At 59.1% G+C, this 24,387-nt stretch carries 24 protein-coding genes; 19 read left to right on the top strand and 5 right to left on the bottom strand.

Annotated elements, in window-relative coordinates; translation table 11 throughout:
- Positions 1-22 precede the first annotated feature (22 nt).
- Together G9X64_RS14080 and G9X64_RS14075 are read right to left on the bottom strand one after the other, a co-directional pair.
- Positions 23-1,033: a LacI family DNA-binding transcriptional regulator gene (locus tag G9X64_RS14080; RefSeq protein WP_171376738.1), complete on the bottom strand. Its 1,011-nt coding sequence runs from the start codon at positions 1,031-1,033 to the stop codon at positions 23-25.
- Positions 1,034-1,182: 149 nt separating this feature from the next.
- Positions 1,183-1,506, bottom strand: a complete 324-nt coding sequence (locus tag G9X64_RS14075) for an antibiotic biosynthesis monooxygenase family protein (protein ID WP_062941623.1) — start codon at positions 1,504-1,506, stop codon at positions 1,183-1,185.
- A 384-nt stretch (positions 1,507-1,890) separates the two neighbouring features.
- Between G9X64_RS14075 and G9X64_RS14070 the strand changes: the two genes are divergently transcribed.
- The 3 genes from G9X64_RS14070 to G9X64_RS14060 all read left to right on the top strand — a co-directional run bounded on the left by G9X64_RS14070 (position 1,891) and on the right by G9X64_RS14060 (position 4,985).
- Positions 1,891-3,705 carry a putative bifunctional diguanylate cyclase/phosphodiesterase gene (locus G9X64_RS14070; RefSeq protein ID WP_171376737.1) on the top strand — a complete coding sequence of 605 codons (1,815 nt, stop codon included), beginning with the start codon at positions 1,891-1,893 and terminating at the stop codon, positions 3,703-3,705.
- Between the two features lie 83 nt (positions 3,706-3,788).
- Positions 3,789-4,748, top strand: a complete 960-nt coding sequence (locus G9X64_RS14065; protein WP_171376736.1) for an HD-GYP domain-containing protein — start codon at positions 3,789-3,791, stop codon at positions 4,746-4,748.
- Positions 4,749-4,775: 27 nt separating this feature from the next.
- Positions 4,776-4,985, top strand: a complete 210-nt coding sequence (locus G9X64_RS14060) for a hypothetical protein (protein WP_168315775.1) — start codon at positions 4,776-4,778, stop codon at positions 4,983-4,985.
- A 43-nt stretch (positions 4,986-5,028) separates the two neighbouring features.
- On the opposite strand, the gene G9X64_RS14055 is transcribed toward G9X64_RS14060, so the two are convergent.
- The gene (locus G9X64_RS14055) at positions 5,029-5,895 is read right to left on the bottom strand and encodes a helix-turn-helix domain-containing protein (protein ID WP_171376735.1); all 867 of its coding nucleotides are present in this window, start codon (positions 5,893-5,895) and stop codon (positions 5,029-5,031) included.
- Positions 5,896-5,994: 99 nt separating this feature from the next.
- On the opposite strand from G9X64_RS14055, the gene G9X64_RS14050 reads away from it, so the two are divergent.
- From G9X64_RS14050 to G9X64_RS14010, 9 genes are all read left to right on the top strand, one after another.
- Entirely contained in the window at positions 5,995-7,311 is a 1,317-nt protein-coding gene (locus G9X64_RS14050) for an alpha-glucosidase/alpha-galactosidase (protein WP_171376734.1), read from the top strand.
- A gap of 199 nt (positions 7,312-7,510) precedes the next feature.
- Positions 7,511-8,305, top strand: coding sequence for a DeoR/GlpR family DNA-binding transcription regulator (locus G9X64_RS14045; protein WP_168309021.1), 795 nt, complete (start codon positions 7,511-7,513; stop codon positions 8,303-8,305).
- A complete protein-coding gene (locus G9X64_RS14040; RefSeq protein WP_168309022.1) occupies positions 8,302-9,261 on the top strand; it encodes an N-acetylglucosamine kinase in 960 nt (319 codons plus the stop codon). Before G9X64_RS14045 ends, G9X64_RS14040 begins: the two co-directional genes overlap by 4 nt.
- A 31-nt stretch (positions 9,262-9,292) precedes the next feature.
- The gene (locus tag G9X64_RS14035) at positions 9,293-10,549 is read left to right on the top strand and encodes an ABC transporter substrate-binding protein (RefSeq protein WP_168315773.1); all 1,257 of its coding nucleotides are present in this window, start codon (positions 9,293-9,295) and stop codon (positions 10,547-10,549) included.
- Positions 10,546-11,463 (top strand): carbohydrate ABC transporter permease, encoded by a 918-nt coding sequence (locus G9X64_RS14030; protein WP_168309024.1) that lies wholly within the window; start codon positions 10,546-10,548, stop codon positions 11,461-11,463. The genes G9X64_RS14035 and G9X64_RS14030 overlap by 4 nt, the downstream gene beginning before the upstream one ends.
- Positions 11,464-11,486: 23 nt before the next feature.
- Positions 11,487-12,320, top strand: a complete 834-nt coding sequence (locus G9X64_RS14025; RefSeq protein ID WP_171376873.1) for a carbohydrate ABC transporter permease — start codon at positions 11,487-11,489, stop codon at positions 12,318-12,320.
- An 11-nt stretch (positions 12,321-12,331) separates the two neighbouring features.
- Positions 12,332-13,285 carry an SIS domain-containing protein gene (locus G9X64_RS14020; protein ID WP_171376733.1) on the top strand — a complete coding sequence of 318 codons (954 nt, stop codon included), beginning with the start codon at positions 12,332-12,334 and terminating at the stop codon, positions 13,283-13,285.
- The gene (locus G9X64_RS14015; protein ID WP_171376732.1) at positions 13,282-14,580 is read left to right on the top strand and encodes a D-tagatose-bisphosphate aldolase, class II, non-catalytic subunit; all 1,299 of its coding nucleotides are present in this window, start codon (positions 13,282-13,284) and stop codon (positions 14,578-14,580) included. Before G9X64_RS14020 ends, G9X64_RS14015 begins: the two co-directional genes overlap by 4 nt.
- 67 nt (positions 14,581-14,647) lie before the next feature.
- On the top strand, positions 14,648-15,721 hold the full coding sequence (locus G9X64_RS14010) for an ABC transporter ATP-binding protein (RefSeq protein WP_171376731.1): 1,074 nt from the start codon (positions 14,648-14,650) through the stop codon (positions 15,719-15,721).
- A gap of 94 nt (positions 15,722-15,815) precedes the next feature.
- On the opposite strand, the gene G9X64_RS14005 is transcribed toward G9X64_RS14010, so the two are convergent.
- A complete protein-coding gene (locus tag G9X64_RS14005; RefSeq protein WP_171376730.1) occupies positions 15,816-16,496 on the bottom strand; it encodes a peroxiredoxin-like family protein in 681 nt (226 codons plus the stop codon).
- A gap of 425 nt (positions 16,497-16,921) precedes the next feature.
- Between G9X64_RS14005 and G9X64_RS14000 the strand changes: the two genes are divergently transcribed.
- From G9X64_RS14000 to G9X64_RS13970, 7 genes are all read left to right on the top strand, one after another.
- Positions 16,922-17,386 (top strand): NUDIX hydrolase, encoded by a 465-nt coding sequence (locus G9X64_RS14000; RefSeq protein WP_171376729.1) that lies wholly within the window; start codon positions 16,922-16,924, stop codon positions 17,384-17,386.
- Positions 17,387-17,558: 172 nt separating this feature from the next.
- A complete protein-coding gene (locus G9X64_RS13995; RefSeq protein ID WP_130670486.1) occupies positions 17,559-17,840 on the top strand; it encodes a hypothetical protein in 282 nt (93 codons plus the stop codon).
- A gap of 274 nt (positions 17,841-18,114) precedes the next feature.
- On the top strand, positions 18,115-18,981 hold the full coding sequence (locus G9X64_RS13990; protein ID WP_168309098.1) for a DMT family transporter: 867 nt from the start codon (positions 18,115-18,117) through the stop codon (positions 18,979-18,981).
- Between the two features lie 154 nt (positions 18,982-19,135).
- A complete protein-coding gene (locus tag G9X64_RS13985; protein WP_003550760.1) occupies positions 19,136-20,050 on the top strand; it encodes an ABC transporter permease in 915 nt (304 codons plus the stop codon).
- 3 nt (positions 20,051-20,053) lie between these two features.
- Complete coding sequence (locus G9X64_RS13980) at positions 20,054-20,980, top strand: ABC transporter permease (protein ID WP_027664341.1); 927 nt, start codon at positions 20,054-20,056, stop codon at positions 20,978-20,980.
- Positions 20,973-22,607 carry an ABC transporter ATP-binding protein gene (locus G9X64_RS13975; protein WP_171376728.1) on the top strand — a complete coding sequence of 545 codons (1,635 nt, stop codon included), beginning with the start codon at positions 20,973-20,975 and terminating at the stop codon, positions 22,605-22,607. The genes G9X64_RS13980 and G9X64_RS13975 overlap by 8 nt, the downstream gene beginning before the upstream one ends.
- Positions 22,604-23,551, top strand: coding sequence for a 2-hydroxyacid dehydrogenase (locus G9X64_RS13970; protein WP_171376727.1), 948 nt, complete (start codon positions 22,604-22,606; stop codon positions 23,549-23,551). Before G9X64_RS13975 ends, G9X64_RS13970 begins: the two co-directional genes overlap by 4 nt.
- Before the next feature lie 24 nt (positions 23,552-23,575).
- Here G9X64_RS13970 and G9X64_RS13965 read toward each other — a convergent pair whose 3' ends face one another.
- Entirely contained in the window at positions 23,576-24,295 is a 720-nt protein-coding gene (locus tag G9X64_RS13965; RefSeq protein ID WP_168309033.1) for a GntR family transcriptional regulator, read from the bottom strand.
- Positions 24,296-24,387: the final 92 nt, after the last annotated feature.

The following is a 24,387-nucleotide window of genomic DNA, read 5'->3' as shown; positions in this document are numbered from 1 at the left end:
TTTGTTTGAGATGCACTGCTGTCTATGCCGCCTTCAGGGGACGGCGATGGCTGTCGCGATCGACGAATTCGATCGCGTGAAGCTCCTGGAGTTCTTCGGCGGGTTCGCCGGCAATGGCGCGCAGCAGCAGCGAGGCGAAGCTCGCGCCGAGGTGTTCGCCGGTCATGCGCATGGTCGAGAGCGGCGGGCTGGTGAAGGCGCCCATCGGCAGATCGTCATGGCCGACAATGCTGATCTGGCTGCCGCCATCGACCTCGCGCAGTGCCCGGAGTGCCCCGATCGCCATTTCGTCGGTGGCGCAGACGAGTGCGGTCGGGCGCGACGGTTGGCGCAGAAGTTCGAGTGCTGCGAGATAACCGCCCTGTTCCAACGGCGCGCCTTCGGCGCAGAGGTCGGGCGCAAGGCCGCATTCCTCCATTGCCGCCCGCCAGCCACGGCAGCGGTCATGTGCGAAATAATATTCCTGCGGGCCGGCGATATGGCCGATACGACGGTGGCCGGCGGCATGGAAACGCAGCGTCGCGGCCCGGAAGCCGGCAAAGCCGTCACCGTCGATAAAGGGATGCGGCAGCAGGCTTTCGGTGCGGCCGTTGGTAACGAAGGGAATGCCACGCGACTGCAGGAATTCGACGCGCTCGTCCTTCCGCTTGGTGCGGACGAGAAGCATGGCGTCGACGCGCCGGCCATCGACGAAGCGGCGGCAGATGTTGAGTTCGCTCTCGCCGCGCGGCACGGGCGCAATCACCAGATTGAGGCCGGCAGCAGCAAGATGTTCGGCACAGCCGGACAACATATCGAGGAAATGCGGAGGGCCGATATGGCCAGGATCGCTCGGCAGCGTGACGGCAACGAGCTCAGCGCGTTGCCTGCGGAGGCGGCGGGCCGAAGCATTCGGCCGGTAGCCAACCTTGTCAGCGGCCTCGCGAACCCGCTCGCGCGTGGCAGCCGATACATCGGCATAACCGTCGAGCGCACGTGACACCGTGGTGATCGACAGTCCCAGCGATTGCGCGAGTTGTTTGAGATTGGCCAAGATCCTTCCTCCCGAAGTGCGAAAAGATTCTCCAAAACGTTTTGGGAGTCAAGCCAAAACGTTTTGGCTTGATGAAAGCCACGGGAATCCTACGATTTATCTCTGGCTGGCAAAAAACGCGGGACCTGTAGGAAGGCAGCTAACAACGCTCAACGCAGATTTGGAGGGACCACGATCTTGTGTATCTGGATACGCTCCGGAAGTTCGCACAGCAGTTCGGCATCTCGCGCCAGATGATGAACCTGCTCCGGATCACCTTTCGTAAACGCCGTCATCGATTGCATGTCGGCCCAGTAGGAGATCGTTGTGAACCATGTTTCATCCTTTCGATCTTCGCGCAGCAATTGGACGCCGAGTGCCGTCTTTAGCAGTGGCGGAACTCCCTCAGCGCGATTGTAAGCTTCGTATTCATCGGCAAATTCCGGCTTCGTGCGACCGCGCCAGATACGGGCGATAGTTGGAACTTTCGTCATGTTCTGCTCTCCGTGACATCTGAATGAAGCAAGCCGACGGTCGAGGACGTCTGCCTCAAACGGCATGGCATCGTGGAACAGGGCACCAAGCCCGCCAACCAACCAGAGGCGATTATGCGCCGGGCATGCGCCATCCGGGCATCACACCCATTCACAGCCCGGAACGTCTGCTCCACGAGCAAAAGGAGATGAGTCCCACAATCGATTATTCAAGGTCTGCGTGAGCCGATCGACCCGGCCTCGGGTCTGGACCCTTTAACCCCGCTTGGGGGCTCGGTCGCTGATGGCTCGCGAGTGCGTTCATTCGATCAAAATCTAATCAACGGCGTAACCTGATTTGAAAGTCGGTTTGGTACGGAGGGTCTCCTTCCGGGAAGTGACGTCATGATCCTTGAGTTGCAGAATGCCATTCTGGAAATGATTGCCAAAGGGGAACCGTTGGCAGCAACGATCGAGCAACTTTGCCTCCGGGTTGAGGCCGCCGTTCCTGGGATCATCGCTTCGGTGCTGACGTTCGACGGGAGCCGTCTTCACACACTTGCTGGACCCTCCCTTCCGCCTGACTATTCAGCGGCTGTCGACAATCTTGAAGCCGGACCTCTTGCGGGCTCCTGTGGCGCTGCTGCCTATTTCGCAGAAGCGGTCGTTGTCACCGATATCGAGACCGATCCTCGTTGGCAGGACTTCAAGTCCCTGGTTCTTCCGTTGGGGTTACGGGCTTGCTGGTCCAGCCCGATCAAGAGCGGCGAGCGGGTGATCGGCACCTTCGCCTTCTACTATCGAGACCAGGGCGGTCCGAAGGCCGTCGAACGGGACCTCGTCGAGGCTTGTGTCCATCTCTGTACAATCGCCATCGATCGCGAAGAACGGGTGATGGAACGTCAGCGGCTGACATACAGCGACGCTATGACGGGACTGTCGAATCGCGCTCGTTTCAACCAGCTTCTCGCCGAAGATCTGCCTCGATCCGGGCGCGCCTGGGGCCTCTTGCTTGTTGATATCGACAATTTGAAACTCGTGAACGACACGTTCGGGCACGCAGCCGGCGACGCATTGATTCAAGTGGTCGCAGACCGGATCTCCGCGACAGCAGGCGCCAAAAACACCTTTAGGCTCGGTGGAGATGAGTTTGCTGTCATTGTGTCGGACGACAAAGACCTTGATCTGAATGCGAGGGCAACCGACATCTTCAAAGCACTGTCCTCTCCTTCAACATGCGACGGTCATGTTGTCTTTCCCGCCGCGACGATTGGCGGTGCGTTGGCGGAGACGGAAACAAACCCTGACCAGACCCGCCAGAACGCCGATGTGGCGCTCTATCATGCGAAGGAACACAACCGCGGCCGGTACGTGCAACACTATCCCGGCCTGGGCACCGCCCTGACTAGACGCTTCAGGGCGGTTCGGGACGTGGGTGTCGCCCTGGAAGACGATCGAATCGACGCGCATTACCAACCGATCTTGCGCCTGGATACGCGGGAAATTGTCGGTTTCGAAGCTTTGTGTCGAATGACCACGCCTTCAGGCGAAATCATAGCCGCAGCGCATTTCCATGAGGCGACAAAAGACGCGCATATCGCTGCTGAGCTGACGCAACGGATGTTGATTAGAGTTGCGAGAGACATCCGCAGCTGGCTCGCCCGAGGCCTTCCTCTCCGGCATGTCGGCATCAATCTGTCCGCCGCAGATTTTCGTGGCGGTAATCTGCAAGACAGGCTGTGCCGAATTTTCGGGGACGCGGAGGTTCCTCTCAAGCACATCATCCTCGAAGTGACGGAATCGGTTTATCTCGGACAACGGGACTATGTCGTAGCGGACGAGATAAAGGCTCTTCGGTCCAAGGGCTTGCGGGTTGCCCTCGACGACTTTGGCACGGGCTACGCGTCTTTGACCCACCTGCTGACGGTGCCGGTCGACATCATCAAGATCGACAAGTCCTTCATCGACCGCATGGTGCCGGGCGACGCTGGGACCTTCATCGTTGAGGGCCTGATCGGAATAGCTCACAAGCTGGGAATCCGGGTCGTCGCAGAAGGGATTGAAACAGAACCCCAAGCTGTTCAATTGAGCCAGCTCGGCTGCAAGCTCGGACAGGGCTATCTGTTTTCGAAAGCAGTCGATCGAACGGTTGCCGCGGCCATTTTAGAGCAGCATGGACAACGGCTCGACCAAGACAAGACCCGTGCCGGAGCCCTATAGCTTGAGCGAGTTTTCGCGCTCGGGCCAGCCCCGGATACCTGAGACAACGCTTGAGTACCAAGATCATTTTGAACGGATCAGAGATGCGAAAACGAATACATGTCAGCCAATTGCGGGTAGGAATGTATGTCGAGGACGTCGAAATCGAGGGGGAAGACAGGACACGCCGGTTCAAGCCGTTCCTGATCTCGGCCGCCGGTCAGGTCGAGAGTTTGATGGCAAACCGCCTGATGACGGTCGTTATCGACGTCCGAAAAGGCGCGGATGTCGATCCGGGCGGGGCACAGGACATCGACCGGGCTGCGTTTGACGCCCAGCTTCGTGCCGTGTTTTCGGCAAAGGATATCAAACAGGCGAGGGAATGCGTCGAGGATACAAGACCGCAGATCCGTCAAATGCTTGCCCACGCCAGGATCAAAGCCTCTTTCGCCAGCGATGCGGCAAGCGCAGCTGTGGAGCGGATCATGTCGGCAGCCTTCGACAACGCCGGAGCGCTGATCGCAGTCGCAAAGCTGAAGGAAAAAGATGAGCTGACGTTCCTCCACTCGCTGGCGGTAAGCGCGCTGATGATCACCCTAGGGCGCAGCCTCGGTCATGGAGAAGAGGATGTGCGGGTATTGGGACTGGGTGGACTGGTTCACGATCTTGGAAAAATGGCGCTCCCGGACGAAATTTTGACGAAACCCGGTAAGCTGACGGCCGAGGAAATGGATCTTGTCCGCGGGCATCCTCAGCGGGGATATGAGCTGGTTTCTCATGTCGCGCACGTTCCGAAGCCGGTGCTCGACATTTGTCGCTACCACCACGAAAAGTTCGATGGCTCCGGCTATCCTGATCGGCTCGCCGGAAAGAAGATCCCTTACGTCGCCCGGCTTGCGGCGATTTGTGACGTCTACGAGGCGCTGACCACGATCAGGCCGTATAAGCGCGCCTTCTCGCAAGCAGAGGCGATCAACATGATGATGAATTCGCCGGGCCATTTCGATAGCCAGCTTCTTTCCGCATTCGTGTCAAAAATGGTGATCAGCGGCACGCTCCACTAAAGCCGTGCGACGGTCGCGCTAGGGAACATGGTCAGAAGTGATATTCTGCTGGCAGGCGCGATCTTGCTTTCCGCGATCATCGTTGGTGGCGCGATCCTCATCCGTCCCTCCGATTTTGATCGATGCCTGACGGTGATTTCCGCCGAGATCTATCGCCGGGACCAAACGGCGACGCTGGATCCGCGTGAGGTCGAAGCGCACGCCGCACTCGTCTGCTCAGGTAGTGAGCCGAAATAGGTAGGCACCCAGAGCCATCACGACCTCGTCGGTTGGAATCTCATCAGGGCACTGGAGTGTTCTTGGAGCTCACCCTTTCCCGGAAATGACGGGGGGTCGTACCCGTTCGCTCCTTGAAAATCTCGTAGAAGCGACTGCTGGAACCAAACCCACAGTCAAAACCGATCTGGAGGATCGGATCGTCCGTGTCCGTCAGCAGCTGCATCGCCCGGGCAATCCGATGTCGAGTCAGGTATTCGTTGACTGATATTCCCAAAACCTTTCGGAAAGCGCTGTTGGCGGTGCTTGGATGCATGCCCGCGAGTTTTGCGAGATCGGCTACGCTTACCGGATCTGCGTAGCCGGAATTGATGAGGTCGATCAGCAACTCGACGTGTCGCACCGCCTGGCCGGCCAACGATGTCGGAGAGACATGGGTTGGCGAATTGTCGCTTTCAGCATTGTCCAGGATCAGACGTCGTATTCGCAGTCGTACTTCCTCCACGACCAATCTCCGTCTTGCCGCACTGCCGCACTGCCATTCCTTTTCCCATCGTGGGAGGGTCAACGCGTCCATCGTTTCCTGACTTGCCTGCGCCAGAAATCTCCCTTGCATGATCGACTGCCTTGCTTTCCTGTCCACCGGCAGACCCAGAAAATCTATAAGGGGAAGATAGAGGCATACCAGCGGCGCATTTTGGCTAACAGCGATCGTCTGATGGGGAATTGCCGCCCAGAATAAAACCAGGCGGCCGGCCTCCACCTGTTCCTGCCTTCCATTAAAAAGGTAGGTCATCTGGCCTGCCATGAGCAGGTTTATTTCTACGTGGTCATGCCAATGCGGTGCGGCCATCGCGTCAGCGATGTGACGCTCGATCAAGAACTCCCCTCGGGATCCAATCCATTCGCCGCGGCTTTGGGGATGTTTCATGTGGCTGAGACTCGAATTCCGGAATTAATAGGCCGATGTCAGGAAGAAATTCTGATCTAGAAGGAGCAATAAGCAATCACAACCGATGGGGAGATTGCAATGCCGAAGATTTGCCTGGTAGGCGCTGGTAGCACCGTTTTTGCACAGAACATTCTGGGAGATGTCCTGTCCTCACAGAGAGGCGGCGACTACGTCATCAGCCTCTTCGATATCGATCCAGAGCGATTGAAGACGTCAGAGATCGTCGCTCGCCGGATCTGCGAGTCGCTTAAGCTTTCAAACGTCAGGATCGACGCCACACTCGACCGGCGGGAAGCACTGCGCGGTTCTGATTTCGTGATCCTCATGATGCAGGTCGGTGGCTACAAACCGGCGACCGTCACGGACTTCGACATTCCGAAGAAATACGGTTTGCGTCAGACGATCGCCGACACCCTTGGCATCGGCGGCATTTTCCGCGGCTTGCGGACGATACCAGTCCTTGAGGGGATCTGCGGAGACATGCAGGAGGTTTGTCCGCAGGCTCTTCTGATGCAGTACGTCAATCCGATGGCCATCAACTGCTGGGCGATCAAGGATCTGGCCCCGGAAATCCGCACCGTCGGCTTGTGTCATAGTGTGCAGCACACAGCCGGGCATCTCGCGCAATGCCTCGGCGAGGACATTGCCGACGTGAACTACGTTTCGGCCGGGATCAATCACGTCGCCTTCTTCCTGAAATTTGAGAAAGTTCATAGCGACGGACGGCGGGAAGACCTTTATCCGAGACTGAACGCGCTCGCCGCCGATGGCCGCGTTCCGCCGGACGATCGGGTGCGGTTCGATGTGCTCAGACGACTCGGCCACTTTGTCACCGAATCCAGCGAGCATTTCTCCGAGTATACCTCCTGGTACATCAAGGAGGGACGGGGGGATCTCATCGATCAGCTCAATATCCCGTTGGACGAATACATCCGGCGCTGCGAAGTGCAGATCAAAGAGTGGCATGCCCTGCGCAAGGAACTGGAAGGCGACAAGCCGATCGAGGTGTGCCGCAGCAACGAATACGCGGCCGGCATCATTCATGCCGCGGTGACTGGCAATCCGGCGCTGATATACGGCAATGTCCCAAACAACGGCCTAATCGAGAATCTGCCCGATGAATGTATCGTGGAAGTGCCTTGCCATGTCGACAGAAACGGAATTCAACCGGTCCGAGTCGGTCGGATCCCCTCTCAGCTTTCCGCCGTCATGAACTTGAGCGTTTCCGTGCAGCAGTTGACGGTCGAGGCGGCTCTTACAAAAAACCGAGAGCGCATCTACCAGGCCGCTCTGCTCGATCCGCACACGTCTGCGGAATTGTCTCCAGACCAAATCTGGAACCTTGTCGACGACCTGATCGACGCGCACGGCGATTTGTTGCCGAGATATCAGTGAGATCCCGCGGGTAAGCCCGCCACAAGCACTGGTGCGGATGGCAATTCATTCGTTTTAGACGCGCCGTGAATTCACGGCGCGTCTTTTTCATGTCCAGGCCCCATCAAATAAATCACAAAACGTCATAAAATTGATTGACACTGATCATTTGAGATGAAAATGTGACCGAAATTGAGATCTATCGTGAGGGAGGTTTTCGTTGAGCCAGGCAGTCGGAGTGAAGGTCGATCGGCTGGACGCCATTCGCAGCCACCTCTACGCGAACGGCTTTTCGACCATCCAGGCGCTTGCCGATGCGATCGGAGCATCGCTTGCCACGGTTCGCAGAGACCTGCAGATCCTCGAGCAGGAGGGCGCCATTGATCGCGTGCATGGTGGAGCACGCATTGCCGAAGGATCATCGGTTGAGGTTGCCTTTCAGGAGCGCGAAAAGCGCCATCTATCGGCCAAACGGGCGATTGCCACTGCGGCCTACGACCTGCTTCATCCGCGTACGGCAATCTTTCTCGACGCGGGAACCACCGTCCTGCAGCTTGCGCGCCTCGTTCGCATCAACCCCATGCCGCTCAGGATATTCACCAACGGCCTGACGGTAGCGCAGGAATTCCTGAATATTCCGAATTTGGAAGTGGTGCTTCTCGGCGGTCAGCTGCGTAGCGAGAATGCGTCGCTTGTCGGACCTCAGGCAGAGACAATGCTGGAAACATTATGGTTCGACCAGCTCTTTCTTGGCGCCAGCGCCATCAGCTCCGACGGTGCGATCTACAGCGTGGACAGTGCGGAAGCGAGCCTCAACCGGCGCATGCTGGCTCGGTCCGCCAATCGTTTCGTCCTGGCCGATTCCTCGAAATTCGGAACCACGGCGACCTACAAAGTCGCGCCGCTGGACACCGCGAAAGTCATTACCGATTCCGGGCTTTCGCGGCATTGGCGCGAGGAGCTTGTCAACTTCGGCGTTGACGCAACAATCGCGGATCTGAGGGCGAAAGAGTGAGCGACGCGCTGATCCTCGGCATCGACGGTGGTGGAAGCAAGGTGTTGGTTGCCCTCGCGGACAAGCGTGGCCGGATATTGCGGCGTTCGCTAGGCCATGGCGTCAATCCCATGGACAATCCGAATTGGCTCCAGGAGCTGGATCAGCATCTCCTTCCCTTTCGCGATGAAGGAAATCTGGCGGCCGTCGCCGCAGCGCTGCCCGCCTACGGGGAGGTCGAACGCCTGTCGGCTCTACAGCGCGATGCGATCGAGCGCCTGTTCCCAAACGTCCACCGGCGCGTCCTCAACGACGTCGACGCGGCGCACCTCGGTGCTTTTGCGGGCGAGCCGGGTATCCTTATTCTTTCCGGCACGGGTTCAATGGCATGGGCGCGTAATTCCAAAGGGCGGTCGGCGCGGACCGGCGGCTGGGGAGATCTCATCGGTGACGAGGGCAGCAGCCATTGGATCGGGCAGAGGGCGCTCAATCTCGTCAGCCAAAGCCTGGACGGGCGTGCTCCGGCAACGGCTCTCGCAAAGGCCCTGTTTGACCATCTTCGCATCGACTTGAACAATCCCATGAATGGGCTCGGCGATTGGGCCAGCTCCCTGGCGAATGAACGGGCGGACATTGCAGCGATTTCGGCCCTCGTCGATCAGATCGCACTTGGCGGCGACAAAGGAGCGGTCGGGTTGATCGAGCAGGCCGCCGATGAACTCGCGAAGCATCATAAGGCAATTGCCGGCCACTGTGATCCGGATGCCGACTGGACCTATGCCGGCGGTACTTTTTCGAGCCGGCTTCTTTTGGAGGCGCTCGAACGGCGAATTGGCAGGCCTCCGGCTTTGCCGAAACTTCCCCCGATTGGCGGCGCGCTCCTGGCTGCCGCCCAACTTCTCGACTGGCCACTAGACGACGGCTGGTTCGGGCAAATCGTGGCCACGGCCGAAGGCGGTGACTGCGTATCCCAGTGAATTGAGCTCAAGAATAATGAAGGATGGGAACATGCATAAATTGATCTTGCCTCTACTTGCATCGGCGACCTTGGCAATCGCCGTACCCGCTCTTGGCCAGGACGCCAAGCCGCTTGCCGGTCAGTCGATCACGGTGCTCATGCCATCGCCGCAGGGACCGAACATCGCCTCGGACTTCGAAGCCGAAACCGGCATTCACGTCGACCTGCAGACCCTGTCGTGGGACGACATCCGCCCGAAGCTGGTGACGGCTTTGGTTGCCGGGACAGCGCCAGCGGATGTCACCGAATTCGATTGGTCCTGGACCGGTCAGTTCAGCGCGGCCGGTTGGTATATGCCGCTCAACGACGTGATCGACGCCGATACGGTTAAAGATATCGGCGTTGCCAAGATCTTCACGGTTGACGGCAAATTATTGGGAATTCCCTATACCAACGACTTCCGGGTGATGCTCGTCAACAAGAAGCATTTCACGGATGCAGGCATCACCGAGATGCCGAAAACATTGGACGCCCTGGTCGCTGCAGCCAAGAAGATCAAGGAAAAAGGCACTGTCGAGTATCCGATCGGCCTGCCGGTTTCAGCGACGGAAGGTGCGTCTACGAGCTGGTATCTGCTGACCAAGGCCTTCGGTGGCGAACTCTTCGACAAGGATTTCAATCCGCTCTTCACCTCGCCGGATTCGGCTGGTTACAAGGCGCTTGCTTTCGAGCTGATGCTCCTCAAGGAAGGGCTGGTCGATCCGGCGTCCACTGGCCTGAAGGACAGCCAGATCAATGAGAGCATGTTCGCGCAGGGCATCACCAGCATCATGATCTCCGGTGAGCCTGGTCGTCTTGGCCAGATGAACGATCCCAAGCAGTCGAAAGTCGCCGGCCAGGTAGAGGCGATCCTCGTGCCGACGGCCAGCGGTGAAACGCGCAGTTTCGGCCTTCCGGAAGCGCTGGCTATTCCAAACGTCTCTCCCAACAAGGAGGCGGCGATCGCCTTCGTCAAATGGTTTACCAGCAAGGACTTCCAGAAGAAGAATGCTGTGAACGGCTTCCTGCCGACACGCACGTCGGCGCTTTCCGAACTCAACGAGTCCGGAAAGCTCAACAGCGGCGACGCTCTGGTGGCACAGTCGAAGACGGTTGAGCCGCTGTTTCCGCAAGGCACGCCGCCTTGGTACCCGCAATTTTCCAGTGGTGTAAACACGGCGATCAATAGCGCTGCCAAGGGACAGATGAGCGTCGACCAGGCGATGGAGGCTATCGCTTCCGCCGCCAAGCAGGCAATGGCGCAATGACAGCTTTGGCGTCCGAAGAGGCCACGAGCAAGCGTGGGGTCGGCTTCAACGCCGACGCCACACTCGGCTTGCTGTTGGTGTCGCCCATCATTATCACGATGGCAGCTTTGGTCTTCTACCCGATGGGAAGAACCGTCTGGGACAGCCTGCACAGGGTCAACCCCATGCAGGCCGGCACGCCATTCGTCGGTCTTGAGAACTACAGCCGAATGCTGTCGGATGGCCAGCTCGCGACGACCTGGAGCAACACGCTCATGTATGTTGTTCTGGCTGTCGCCGCCGAAACCGTGTTCGGCGTTCTTGCCGCCGCTCTCATCAATCAGATCAAGGTCGGGCGGCAGTGGGTTCTCGCAGCGGTGATCTTGCCCTGGGCGCTGCCCGGCGTTGTGAATTCGGTCATTTGGCTTTGGATTTATCAACCGGGCGCGGGTCTGTTGAACGGTATTCTTTCTGCGCTGGGGCTCCCCTTCGAAAATCATGTCTGGTTCAACGATCGCACCAGCGCCATCGTCGCCGTAACGGTCGTCCATGTCTGGCGCATGATGCCTTTGACGATCGTCATCGTCCTTGCCGCGATGCAGAGCATCCCTGCGCATCTCTATGAGGCTGCGCGGATCGATGGGGCGACGCGCGTTCAGATGTTCGGATGGGTAACCCTTCCGCTGGTTCGCAGTGCGATCGCTGTCGCCATGACGAACGCAACCGTGAACGCTTTCAATCTCTTCGACGAGGCGTGGGTTCTGGCGGGTGCCAGCCTCGAGACCCGACCGGTGCTCGTGCAGATCTACCTCGAAACATTCCAGAATCTCCGCTTCTCGTATGGCATGGCGCTATCGGTCGTGATCACTCTCGTGTCTCTGCTGATTTCGCTCGTTTACGTCCTTCGCGTCTATCGCAACACACGGTTCGACTGATGAGATCTACTATTGCCTATCGAATGATAATTTGGACCGGTGTCGTCGTCCTGTTGATCTGGTCTCTGGGGCCGATATACTGGACCATCGCGAGTTCGGTTACGCCCAGCGAAGACTTTTCGACCCGACCGATCAACTTCTTTCCGCAGCACTTTACGCTCGATCACTACTCCCGGCTGCTTGGCATCAATATTGCGCGGATCGGAGGTGTGGAGGTGTTCAAACAGTTCCGGGCCGCGTTGCTCAATAGCGTGGTGACCTCAATCGCTGCCACCTTGCTTTGCGTCGCGATATCCTCTCTTGGGGCTTACGCGTTCACCAGGCTTCAGTTTCCTGGCCGCAAAGTGCTTTTTATCGCTGTCGTCGCGACGCTGGCCATTCCTGCCTACGCTGTCTTGATCCCGCTCTATCAGATCATGATCAAGCTGCATCTCGTCGATACCTATGTGGGCGTCTCGCTGATCTATGTCTCGGCCTTCCTGCCTCTGTCGCTCTGGCTGTTGCGGAGCGTGTTTGAAGCTCTTCCGATCGCACTGGAAGAGGCGGCGCAACTCGACGGAGCGGGCCGGCTCTACATCTTCTTCAACATCGTCCTGCCGCTGGCCGGACCGGGTCTGACGGCAGCGGCAATCCTTACGTTTCTGGGTGCCTGGGGGCAGTATCTCGTACCGCTCATTTTTTCGCCGCAGGCAACGAAGCCCCTAACGGTTCTGATCCCGGAATTCGTCACGAAGAACTTCATCGACTACGGGCTCATCACCGCGAGTGGCTCGATCGCGATCGTCATCCCCGCCCTCGTCGTCATTTTCCTCAACCGTTACCTCGTCAGCGGCCTGTTGGCTGGTTCCGTCAAATAATCGGAGACTTCATGAGCACGACCGAAAAGGTTATTTTCGAGCAATTTCCCTATTGGGAGAAGGCCATTGAATTGAATTCAGCCGACGACCGCGCGGAGCTGCTCGTCTTCGTCGGCTGCGGCACATCCTTCAATCTTGCGCTCTCGCTGGCAGCCTATGCCAATATGGCCGGACGCAAGGCAATCGCGGTCCCCGGTGCCGAATGGCAAACCCGGCCGTCGGCTTTCTGGCCGGAGTGGCGCAACACGCACGTCGTCGCGCTTTCCCGGAGCGGCGAGACGACGGAGACAGTCGCCGCGGCAAAGGCAAGCCGGGCCGCCGGCGCCTTCGTGACGGCGATAACCGTCGAACAGGAAAGCTCTCTCGCGAAAAATTGCGATCGGATGATCGCGGCCGAAACCCATCCGGACGAAGGTATCGTCATGACGGTATCGGCGAGCCTCATGGTCCTTCTCGGTTTGCAGATGATCGGGCAGAAGGTTCCTGCCTCTGTCGTGAATTCCGCCCGGCAGCTCGCGAGCGCTCTCGATGCGGCACTTCCTGGAATTATCGCCGACCGGTCGCATTTCGTCTTTCTCGGTGGAGGCCCCCTCTTCGGCGTCGCCCTGGAGGGAGCGCTCAAGCTCATGGAAATGAGCCAGATCATGACCCAGGCTTTCCACCCGCTGGAATACCGGCATGGGCCGATCAGCCTCGTTGACGCAAAGACGGTTGCGGTCATGCTGTACAGCTCCGACCAGAGGGAGGCGGAGACGAAACTGGTGGGAGAACTGAGAGAAAAAGGCGCGGTCGTCATCGGTGTGGGTGGTCCAGGCGATCTGGAACTCACCGTCGATGTCGATCTGTCGCTTGCGGGCCTCGTTGTCCTTCCGGCGCTGCAGGTCCTCGGCGAACGCGCCGCGCAGGCTCGGCAAATCGACACTGTCTCTCCCCGTCACCTGACGAAGGTTGTGACGCTCGCATGACGTCGATCGAAGAGAACCGGCAGACCGCGCTGCGAAAGCTTTTCGGTGCCCGAAACCTGCCTTTTCCCCATGGCGTCACTTCGGTCTGCTCGGCGCATCCGCTGGTTATCGAGGCAGCCCTTCGGCGTGCCGGCATGGAGCACCGGGCGGTCCTCATCGAAGCCACCTGCAATCAGGTCAATCAGGAGGGCGGCTATACCGCGATGACGCCGGTGGACTTTCGCCGGTTCATCGAGGACATCGCCGCAGCGACTGACTTTCCAGCCGAACGCATCATCCTCGGAGGCGATCACCTCGGCCCCAACCCTTGGAGAAAGTTGGCGGCCGAGGAGGCAATGCTGCGCGCCGCGGCTATGGTGACGGCCTATGTCGAGGCAGGGTTTGAAAAGATTCACCTGGACACGTCGATGGGCTGTGCCGGTGAACCAACGGCGCTCGATGACGAATTGACCGCGGCGCGGGCCGCTCGATTGGCAAAGGCCGCTGAGGAGACCGCTCTTCGTTCAGGCCGCCGTCCGCCGGTCTATATCATCGGAACCGAGGTGCCGCCTCCAGGTGGTGCAACGCACGCACTCGAAGACATCGAAATTACCCGGGCCGATGCGGCGATGAAAACGCTGGCGGTTCACCGGGCGTCGTTTGCCGAAGCAGGTTTGGCGTCGGCAATGGAGCGGGTCATTGGGATCGTGGTTCAGCCGGGCGTGGAATTTGGCAACACGGACGTGGCGCTCTACAAGCCTGAACGGGCCAAGAGCCTCATTCGTTCGCTGGACGACATGCCGGGCTTGATTTTCGAAGCACATTCCACCGACTACCAGCCGGCCGAAGCCTTGTCTGCTCTCGTCGACGGCGGCTTTGCAATCCTAAAGGTCGGACCGGGGCTGACTTTCGCGCTACGCGAAGCGCTGTACGGTCTCGATGCGATCGCTGACGTGCTTGCCGGGAGGACGCCGCGAACCGGACTGGTGGCGACCATGGAAAAGATCATGGTTGAGCAACCGGCAAGCTGGGCGGCCCACTATGGCGGCAGTCCCGATGAGGAGCGATTGCAAAGGCATTTCAGCTATAGTGATCGAATTCGCTATTACTGGCCGGATCCTCGCGCATCCGCCGCGGTCGGCGAATTGTTCAGCCGGCTCCCCGATGAAATTCCCGAAACTCTGATCAGCCAATATCTCGGCCGACTCTATTCCGGCGTGGTGTCAAAGCAGGTCGCTCCGAAGGCACGCGAACTCTGCCTTGCTGCGGTCGACGCGGTACTGGCGCCTTATTCAGCCGCCACGGCAAGCCGGTGAGCAATCGACAGCCGTGTCAGACGAGCGGCCGCGTCCCGAAGATACCAACATTCAGCCGGAGAAAGTTATGGCGTCAGTAAGTGTGGCGAATGCCCGCAAGAGCTACGGTCACTTCGAAGTTCTGCATGGGGTGGATATTGATATCCAAGACGGCGAATTCGTAATCCTGGTCGGTCCGTCCGGGTGCGGGAAGTCGACATTGTTGCGGATGATCGCCGGCCTCGAAGAGATTTCAGCCGGCCGGATATCGATCGGCAGCAAGGTCGTGAACAATGTCGCGCCAAAAGAACGCGATATCGCGATGGTTTTCCAGTCATATGCGCTCTACCCCCATCTGACAGTCGAGGCGAATATGGGTTTTTCGCTGAAGCTGGCGAAAGCACCCAAGGAACAGACCAAGCAGCGTGTTCGAGCAGCCGCTGAAATTCTGGGGCTCGAGCATCTGCTCGACAGATATCCGAAAAACCTGTCGGGTGGCCAACGCCAACGTGTGGCGATGGGCCGTGCCATCGTCAGAAATCCGCAGGTCTTCCTGTTTGACGAACCATTGTCTAACCTGGACGCGAAGCTGCGGGTGCAGATGCGTTCGGAAATCAAGCAACTGCATCAGCGACTGAAGACAACGACCATTTACGTCACCCACGATCAGGTCGAGGCCATGACAATGGCCGATCGGATTGTTGTGATGCGGGACGGCTTCGTCGAACAAATAGGCTCTCCGCTCGATCTCTACGACCGGCCGGCAAACCTTTTCGTGGCGGGCTTCATCGGTTCGCCGGCAATGAACCTTATTCGAGGCCAGGTCAGCACCTCGGGGCCGCTGGAGTTGATCGCGGACGGCGGAGGTAAGCTGCCGCTGCCCGAAGCAGCGCCATTGGAACGCGGCGCACAGCTTATCTACGGCATTCGCCCTGAGCATCTTACAATCGGACAAGGTCCTGTGGCCGCTGAGGTCGTTCTCGTCGAGCCCACCGGTGCTGAGATCCAGGTCACCACGAAGTTTGGTGAGAATCATCTCGTTGCGACGGTAAGAGAGCGCCTTGATCTCCGCGCCGGCGACCAAATCGTCATTAGCCCGGACCTCAGCAAACTGCATCTGTTCGATGCAAAAACCGAACAACGGTGGAGTCTGTCTAGCTAATGTGACTATTTTTTCGGACTGGCAGAACGTGGAGGTCAAACTGATGGCAGCTCGGAGACGAGTTCGCCCACGCTGGCCAATGGTTCGCTGAAGGTCAGCGTTCAAGGCTGCCGGCGGCGGCGATTATCTCCGCCGCAGTCGGGAAGATGCAAAGGCTGTTCGGTCCGTCCAGCGCCTCAATTTGCGACCAGGCGATGGTGCCGTTCTCATTGACCAGGAAGTGCCCGACGAGCTGGGTGGCGTGGTTCGAGAAGATCGCCATATCGGCTTCATCAAGCTCGAAGCGGTCCTTGGCGTTGAGTATCGTATTGGCTTCCATCGGCTGTAGCACTTCCGGCAACTCGCCCGTGGGGTTGATGCGCGCCGCCTGGAACTGCGCCATCGTCGCGCTATAAGGCCATTCGGGCTGCTTGCTGCTCCCATCGGGCAGGAACTCAGCATGGGGCACACCATAGGCCCGATGTGTGTGGCAGTCGGGATCGCATAGCAGCGTTACTGGCGTCGGACGGTGGCGGAAATACAGGCGAGCGCGTTCTACTGGTGTGTTGATAACGGCCACGGTCTCCACTCCGGAGGCGCGCAGGCTGGGCTGTATGCCAGCAAGCTGTTCGACCTGGCGCCGACAGAACGGGCAGTGTAGCCCGCGAAAGAACCCGATCAAGAACGGGCGACCGCTCAAATCGGCGAATGAGACCGTTCCATCGAAGTTGGCCGTGGCTAGTGCGAAGGCGGGGGCGGTTTCTCCTGGTTGCAGCGGGCGATTCTGGTCTCCCATGGAATAATTCCTTTGTCGTATCGTCCAGGTGGACGACCGAAATTCAACTATATCACTTGTCGCAAGAAGGCCCAGCGTTCGATGTTGGGATCGCCGAATCTGGTCGGAACGCGATTTGCCGCTCTGACCGGCGTCGAAGCTGACCCTTCATTGAACCGCCTGACGTCGTCGAGAGCTTGCCGGTATCGATCACCGCTCCTATCTTATTTAGAACAGACTGATGGAGCAACGAGATGGCGGAGCTTGTAGCTGACACTCTATTCGACACGACGATCGAGATCATTCCTCCGGAAGACACAAAAGAGCAGCCGGATAGTCGTGCTTGCCTTTGCTGCAAGCGGCGGCGTCGGTGGATGGACGACGATGGGTGCGGCATCTGTGAGGAGTGCCTGGCCTCGTGATCGATACAAGAAGGGCACAACGCGATGGTCATCCGCAGCGCCGGACTTCTCATCTACCGGCGCATTTCCAAGGACAACGAAGTCCTTCTCGTCCATCCGGGCGGTCCTTTCTGGGCTAGGAAAGATGAGGCTGCCTGGTCGATCCCGAAGGGGCTGATCGAGGCCGGCGAAGACGAGCTCGCGGCCGCAATCAGGGAGACTGCCGAGGAGCTGGGTGTCGCAGTCGATGGCAGGTTCACACCATTGGGCGAATACCGACAACCCGGCGGTAAGATAGTCGTCGTGTGGTCGATCGAAGCCGATCCGGTACTGGACGTGAATGCGATACAGAGTTCCGTATTTCAAATGGAATGGCCGCCCCGGTCAGGCCGGGTAAAGAGCTTTCCGGAGGTCGATCGTGCGGGGTGGTTTTCCCTGCCCCACGCAGCCATAAAGCTGTTGAAAGGGCAGCGACCGATGCTTGCCGACCTCCTGACACATCTGGAATGATCGGCCCGAAATTATTGATTGAGCCGTCCCAGCTGGCTGCACTATGCGTCAGGTGCGCGGCAGCCATGAGTTGCTTCTTAAGACAACCATCCTATCTGACAGTCACCGCCATGTGACTGAAATCGAGAAATTGGAGCTGCGATCCGCCTTGGGCACGCGCGAGGAGACAATCATGAACGGCATTTCCAAAACCCTGAACGACATGACGCTTGTCGAACGCTCGAGCCTGCTCGACACCGTCGCCGACGCCTTGGAAGCAACTGCCGAGGAGGCGGAAGGTGAGGGCGACACCCGCTTCGTCGCCAACTCCATCTGCGTCGCCAATACGATTCGCGGACTATCCGGCGATCTCACGCCGCGCGATCTGCAGGCAGCCGAGTTGCTTCTTGAGCAGGGCATCATGCTCGTTCACCAGTTCTCGAACCGGGCGAAAACGAACGGAGTGGTCCACTAGTCGTGGACGAAGGCGGCCCTGTCAGCAATCCGCTGTGTCACTGTGGACGGCGGCTGATGGATTGAGATAAAGCCGTTAATCCGCGCCGAAGATAACGGATGCTGCCGACCCCTGTTGAGAACGAGCGGTCTCAAACGCGGCAGACCGTTGTGAGCCGGGAGATTAGCAGACACGCCAGGAAGGCTTTATTTTTCATGGATTGCCGGTTCAACGCGCAGCTGTATCGAATGGCCGATACAGCAGGGTTCACCTTTGTTCGATCAGGAGAAGCGTGATGCAGCCTGGTCGCACAGGCCTTGCCGTATGCATGATGGTGGCCGCCGCATTTTTAAATAGTCTCGACGCAGTCATCGTGCGTTTGCTGGCCGGCGAGGTGCATCCATTGATGATCGGCTTTTTCCGGTCGTTTTTTGGACTTCTGGTCGTCACGCCCTGGATCGTGTCCCGGGTCGACCTGAAATCCTCTCCCTATCGTGTTCTGCATGTCGTGCGTGCCGGTCTGAAGCTTGCCTCACTGGTTGCTTTGTTCGTCGCCTTTGCGCACGCGCCACTCGCCGATGCGACCGCGATCAATTTCACCATGCCGATGTTTCTCGTTCTCGGTGCTTGGCTGGTGCTCAAGGAACATGTCGGCATCTCCAGCGTGGCCGGCATTGTCGCAGGTTTTATCGGCGTCATGATCATCATTCGCCCTGGAGCGTCCGGTTTCGACCAATGGCTGCTTTTTGCGCTGGCAGGAGCGGTCTTGACGGCAGCCAGCCAATTGATGCTGCGGCGGATGGCATTGAAGGATAGTGCCGACCGGTTGGTTGCATGGAATCTGATAGCGACGGTGCCGCTTGGCCTGATCGTCATGCTGCCGGTCTGGTCAATGCCGACCTGGAACCAACTCGCACTGCTTGCCATGCAAGGGGCACTCGGCGCTCTCAACATGACGCTCATCACGCGCGCTTTCGGCATGGCGGCCGCAAGCGTCCTGGCACCGCTTGACTTTCTCCGACTGCCCATCGTGGCCCTTATGGCCTTCTCATTTTTCTCGGAAGTTCCGGCCGCACAGACTTGGATCGGCGCGGTCGTGATCATCGGCGCGGCCATTATTGGAACCCGCGACATGACATGGCGACGCAAACCACCGCGATAAGCCCCGATCATTTTTGGGGTTCACAAAAATTTTAGATGAACTAATATTTCAGTTATAACGCCGGTCGTCGAGCCGGGCCTGTTGCCGGCGGGGTATGACGGGCAGCCGGACGAACGGACATCACGGCCCAATGGGGTTCACTCGGGAGGAGTGCATGAAGAGTTTCATCGGCAAACGCGCGATCGCCAGTGGCGTATCGCTCGTGGTGCTTATCGTCATCGTGTTCTTCCTGTCCCGGCTGACGGGCGATCCGACCGACCTCTATCTGCCGATCGATGCGACTACGGAAATGCGCCAGCAATTCCGAGAGATGAACGGTTTCAACGATCCGTTGATCATCCAGTTCGGCCGTTATGTCTCGGATCTTGCCCAAGGCAATTTCGGTCAGTCACTGCGACAGGCCCGTCCGGCCATGGATGTCGTGCTGGAGGCTTTCGTGTGGACCTTCTGGCTGGCAGTCATCACCATGGCGCTGGTCACGGTCGCCGCGATCGTCATCGGTTCGCTCGCGGCGTTTCGCGTCGGCGGCGTCTTCGACCGCCTCGCCACTTTCTTCTCGCTGATCGGCGCTGCGGCGCCGGATTTCTGGCTGGCCATCGTGGCGATCGTCATTTTCGCCGTCAAACTACATGTCCTTCCGACATCGGGAACGGGAACTTTCTGGCACTGGGTCCTGCCGGTCAGCGTGCTGTTCATCCGGCCTTTCGGCCTGATCCTGCAGGTGGTCCGCGGCTCGATGATCAGTGTTCTGTCTTCCGCCTATGTGAAGACGGCCCGCGCCAAGGGGGTCCGCTCGAACTCAATCATCTTCATTCACGGACTGCGCAACGCCATGCTGCCGGTGATCACAGTCATCGGCGACCAGGCGGCCGCCATCTTGAACGGTGCCGTCGTCGTCGAGACCGTGTTTGGCTTTCCGGGCATCGGCAAGCTGATGATCGATTCCATTTTGCTTCGCGATTTCGCCGTCGTTCTGGCCGTCATCATGGTCTCGGCACTGGCGATCTTCATCATGAACCTGTTGATCGACATCGCCTATGCGCTGCTCGATCCGCGCATCCGGTATTGAGCGATGACGATGGCCGACACACAAACCCTCGCCGAGAAAAAACCAAGCGGCCCGATCGGGCGCTGGCTGACGATGCTGTGGGCGGACAAGCTCGCTTTTTTCGCGGCTCTGTTCCTCTTGATCGTTCTGCTCTGTGCGCTGTTTGGCCCGTTCCTGCTGGAGGCCATCGCCACCAAGCAGAACCTGCGGGGCCGCAACGCACCGCCGTTCGATATCACCCGCGGATTGCTTTATGTCCTCGGAGCCGATGCGCTCGGCAGGCCGCTTCTTGCCCGCGTCATCGTGGCGGCACAAAACACCATCCTGGTGGCCGCGGCAGCCGTGCTCGCATCATCTGTCGTCGGTACGGCGCTCGGTCTGGTGGCAGGTTACAGCCGCTCTTCTGCTGCTCAATGGATCATGCGCCTCGGCGACGTCATCATGTCCTTTCCGTCGCTGCTTCTGGCGGTGATCGTGCTCTATATGCTCGAGCCCTCGGTCACCAATATCGTCCTCGTCCTGGCGATCACCCGCATTCCCATCTATCTGCGCACCACGCGCGCCGAAGTGCTGGAAGTGCGCGAGCGGATGTTCGTGCAGGCGGCGAAGGTCATGGGAGCATCGTATTGGCGCATTGTCTTCCATCACATCCTGCCTGTGATCTTCCCGACGCTGGTGACCATCGCGACGCTGGATTTCGCTTTCGTCATGCTGGCGGAATCTTCCCTGTCATTCCTTGGGATCGGCATTCAGGCGCCTGAGATCACCTGGGGTCTTATGGTTGCTCAAGGACGGCCCTATCTCACCAATGCCTGGTGGCTTTCCTTCTGGCCGGGCCTTGCAATCATTCTGACGACGCTGTCGCTGAACCTTCTGTCGAATTGGCTGCGTATCGCACTCGATCCGACGCAACGCTGGCGCCTTGAAATGAGGGGCAGGAAAAATGGCTGAACATCTTTTGGAAGTGCGTGACCTCTCGGTCGAGTTCCACACCGCCAGCGGAACGGTCAAGGCGGTGCAGGATGTCAGCTGGCATCTCGATCGCGGCGAGACGCTGGCGATCCTTGGGGAAAGCGGTTCGGGCAAGTCCGTGTCGGCCTCGGCGATCATGAACCTGATCGACATGCCGCCCGGCAAGATCACCAGCGGCACCATTCTCCTCAACGGCCGCGACATGCTGAAAATGACGACCGAGGAGCGGCGCTCGATCAACGGCGCCAAGATCGCCATGATCTTTCAGGACCCGCTCGCCCACCTCAATCCGGTCTATCCGGTCGGCTGGCAAATCACCGAGATGATGACGACGCATGGCCAGTCGGCGGAACGCGCCGGCGCGAGGGCGCTCGAATTGATCGGGCGCGTCGGCATAAGCGATCCGCAGGCGGCGATGCGAAAATATCCGTTCCAGTTCTCCGGCGGCCAGCGGCAGCGCTTGATGATCGCCATGGCGATCGCCTGCAAGCCCGATATCCTGATCGCGGACGAACCCACCACCGCGCTTGATGTTACGGTGCAGGCGCAGGTGCTCGAACTTCTGCAGGAGTTGCAGCAGGAAACCGGCATGGGCCTGTTGCTGATCACCCACGATTTGGGCGTCGTTGCCGAGATCGCCGACCGGGTCGTGGTGATGAATTCCGGCTGTGTCGTCGAAACCGGCAATGCGGCCGAAGTCTATCGCAACCCGCAGAACGCCTATACGAAGAAGCTGATTGCTGCCGCACCGGGGAAGGGTGCGATGGCCCAGGAGCGTGACCGGCAGGGCGAACCGCTGCTGCGCGCCATTGGCTTGAAAAAGAGTTTTGGCGCATTCCAGGCGCTGAAGGGCGTGGATTTCGTCATCATGCCCGGCGAAACGGTTGCCGTTGTCGGCGAGAGCGGTTCCGGCAAGTCAACCCTTGCCCGGGCGATCGTTCGCCTCGATGATCCGCAGGAGGGCCAGGTTCTCTATCGCGGCAACGATCTGCTTGCGATGACCCCGAGAGAAATATTCGGGCTGCGTCGCGATTTGCAGATGGTCTTTCAGGACCCCACCCAGTCACTGAACCCGCGGATGAGCGTGTTCCGTTTGATTTCCGAGGCCTGGGTCATTCACCCGGATATCCTGCCGAAGGCAAGATGGAAGGAAAGAGTGGCCGAGTTGCTGGTCAAAGTCGGCCTGAAACCGGATATGGCCGACCGGTATCCACATCAGTTTTCCGGCGGCCAGCGCCAGCGCATCGCGATTGCCCGTGCGCTCGCGATGGAGCCGAAACTGATCATCTGCGACGAGGCGGTTTCCGCACTCGACGTGTCGATCCAGGCACAGGTGATTGCCCTGCTTGAGGGCCTGCGTCGTGAATTCGGCCTTTCCTACCTTTTCATTGCGCACGACCTGCCGGTGGTTCGCGATTTCGCCGATCGTGTCATCGTCATGAAGGCCGGCGAGATTGTCGAGGAGGGGCCGGTGGAACAGATCTTCAACGCGCCCTCCCACCCCTACACGCAGGCGCTTCTTGCCGCGAGCCTCGATCCCGATCCGGAGGTCCAGGCCACCCGACGCGCTGCCCGCCATTTACAGGAAGGACTCGTTTCCGCATGAAGCCCGATGTTATCGTCGCCTATCCGCTCCGGCCCCATCAGATGGCGATGCTGGAGGAAAACTACACGCTGCACCGGCTCGATCTTGTCAAAGGCGAAGAGCGGGAAGCTCTCTTGCAGCAAGCCGGCCCGGTCTCTTCCGCACTGGTCTGCAACGGCCATGTGACGATCGACGAGGCCCTGCTTTCGAAATTGCCGGCATTAAAGCTCGCCGCCTGTTCCTCGGCTGGCTACGACCAGATGGACGTCGAGGCGATGACACGGCGCGGCATCAAGCTCACCAACACATCGGAGGTGCTTTGCGACGACGTTGCCGACATGGCACTGCTTCTGATGCTGGCGGCACGACGGCGCCTGCCGGAAGGCGATCGCTATGTGCGCTCCGGCGATTGGGGGCGGAAGGGCATGATGCCGCTGACGACATCGACGTCGGGCAAGAAGGCTGGGATCGTCGGCCTCGGCCGCATAGGGATGGCGATTGCCAAGCGATGCGAAGCTGTCGGGCTGACGGTCGGCTATTATGGGAGGACGAAGAAAGCCGGCAACGATTTTGCCTATTTCGACACGCCGGTAAAACTGGCCGGCTGGGCCGATATCCTGATCGTCGCGACCCCTGGCGGGCCCTCGACCGAGGGATTGATTTCGGCGGACGTGCTGAATGCGCTCGGACCGACGGGCAGCTTCATCAACATTGCCCGGGGCACCGTCGTCGACGAGCCGGCCTTGATCAAGGCCTTGCAGGAAAGGCGGATCGCCTCGGCCGGCATCGATGTCTACCTCAACGAACCCAATCCCGACCCGCGCTTTGCAGCGCTCGATAATGTTGTGCTCTATCCCCATCATGCCAGCGGTACCGAGGAAACGCGCGACAGGATGGCGCAATTGACGGTCGACAACCTTGCCGCCTTCTTCGCAGGCCGGCCGCTCCTGACGCCGGTCAATTGACCCCGGCAAAACCCGCGGGCCGGTTCAGACGAAGTAATCCGGGAACTCCTTCCTGAGCTCTTCGACTTTTGCGACGGTCTGGCTGAGATGCTCACGGATCGCGTCGACGGCACCCTGTTCGTCGCGGGCGGCAATCGCGTCGATGATGGCATGGTGCCCATCGAGGATGCTCATGATCTTGCCCTTCTCGGGCAGATGCAGGCGACGAATGCGCTCGAGATGGCCGGACCGTTCGCGTATCAATTGGTGGAGACTGCTGCGCTTGGCGCCTGCGAACAATGTCTGGTGAAAGAGCTCGTCGAGCTCCTGGAAGATCGCGATCTGATCGGCGTCGTCGGCGACTGCCGACTGCATCTTGATGATCGACCGGGCGCGGGTGATGACGCTCGGATCCGGATCCGGATCGGTTGCAAGGCGGCGGCAAACTTCCGTTTCCAGGGCAACGCGAAGGAAATGCGCCTCGTAAATCTGCAGGACGTCGATCCTGGTCACCACAGTGCGGGACTGCGGATAAATGCGAACCAGACCCTCCTGTTTGAGAAGCTGCAATGCGTCACGGATGGGAGTCTGGCTGACTTCATAAGTCTCGGTGAGTTCGGTGCGCGACAGCGTAGTGTCCGGTGGCAGCTGAATGGTGATGATGCGCTTTCGCAGATCATCATAGACCCGCTGGACGGTACTGCCGGCAACGACCGGAAAGCCGGGCGCGGTCAGGCCGAATGTAGAGGCGAATTGGGAATTCATGTGAGGCGTCCTTTTCGATTCCATTCATAGCTTTGCACGACCTAATGCACAAGAACGCAAACTTTCCATTGATATATATGTCAAACTAAAAT

Source organism: Rhizobium sophorae, from assembly GCF_013087515.1.
GTDB lineage: Bacteria > Pseudomonadota > Alphaproteobacteria > Rhizobiales > Rhizobiaceae > Rhizobium > Rhizobium sophorae.
The sequence above is the reverse complement of the archived record's forward strand: the minus strand, read 5'-3'. Positions and strand labels throughout refer to the sequence as shown.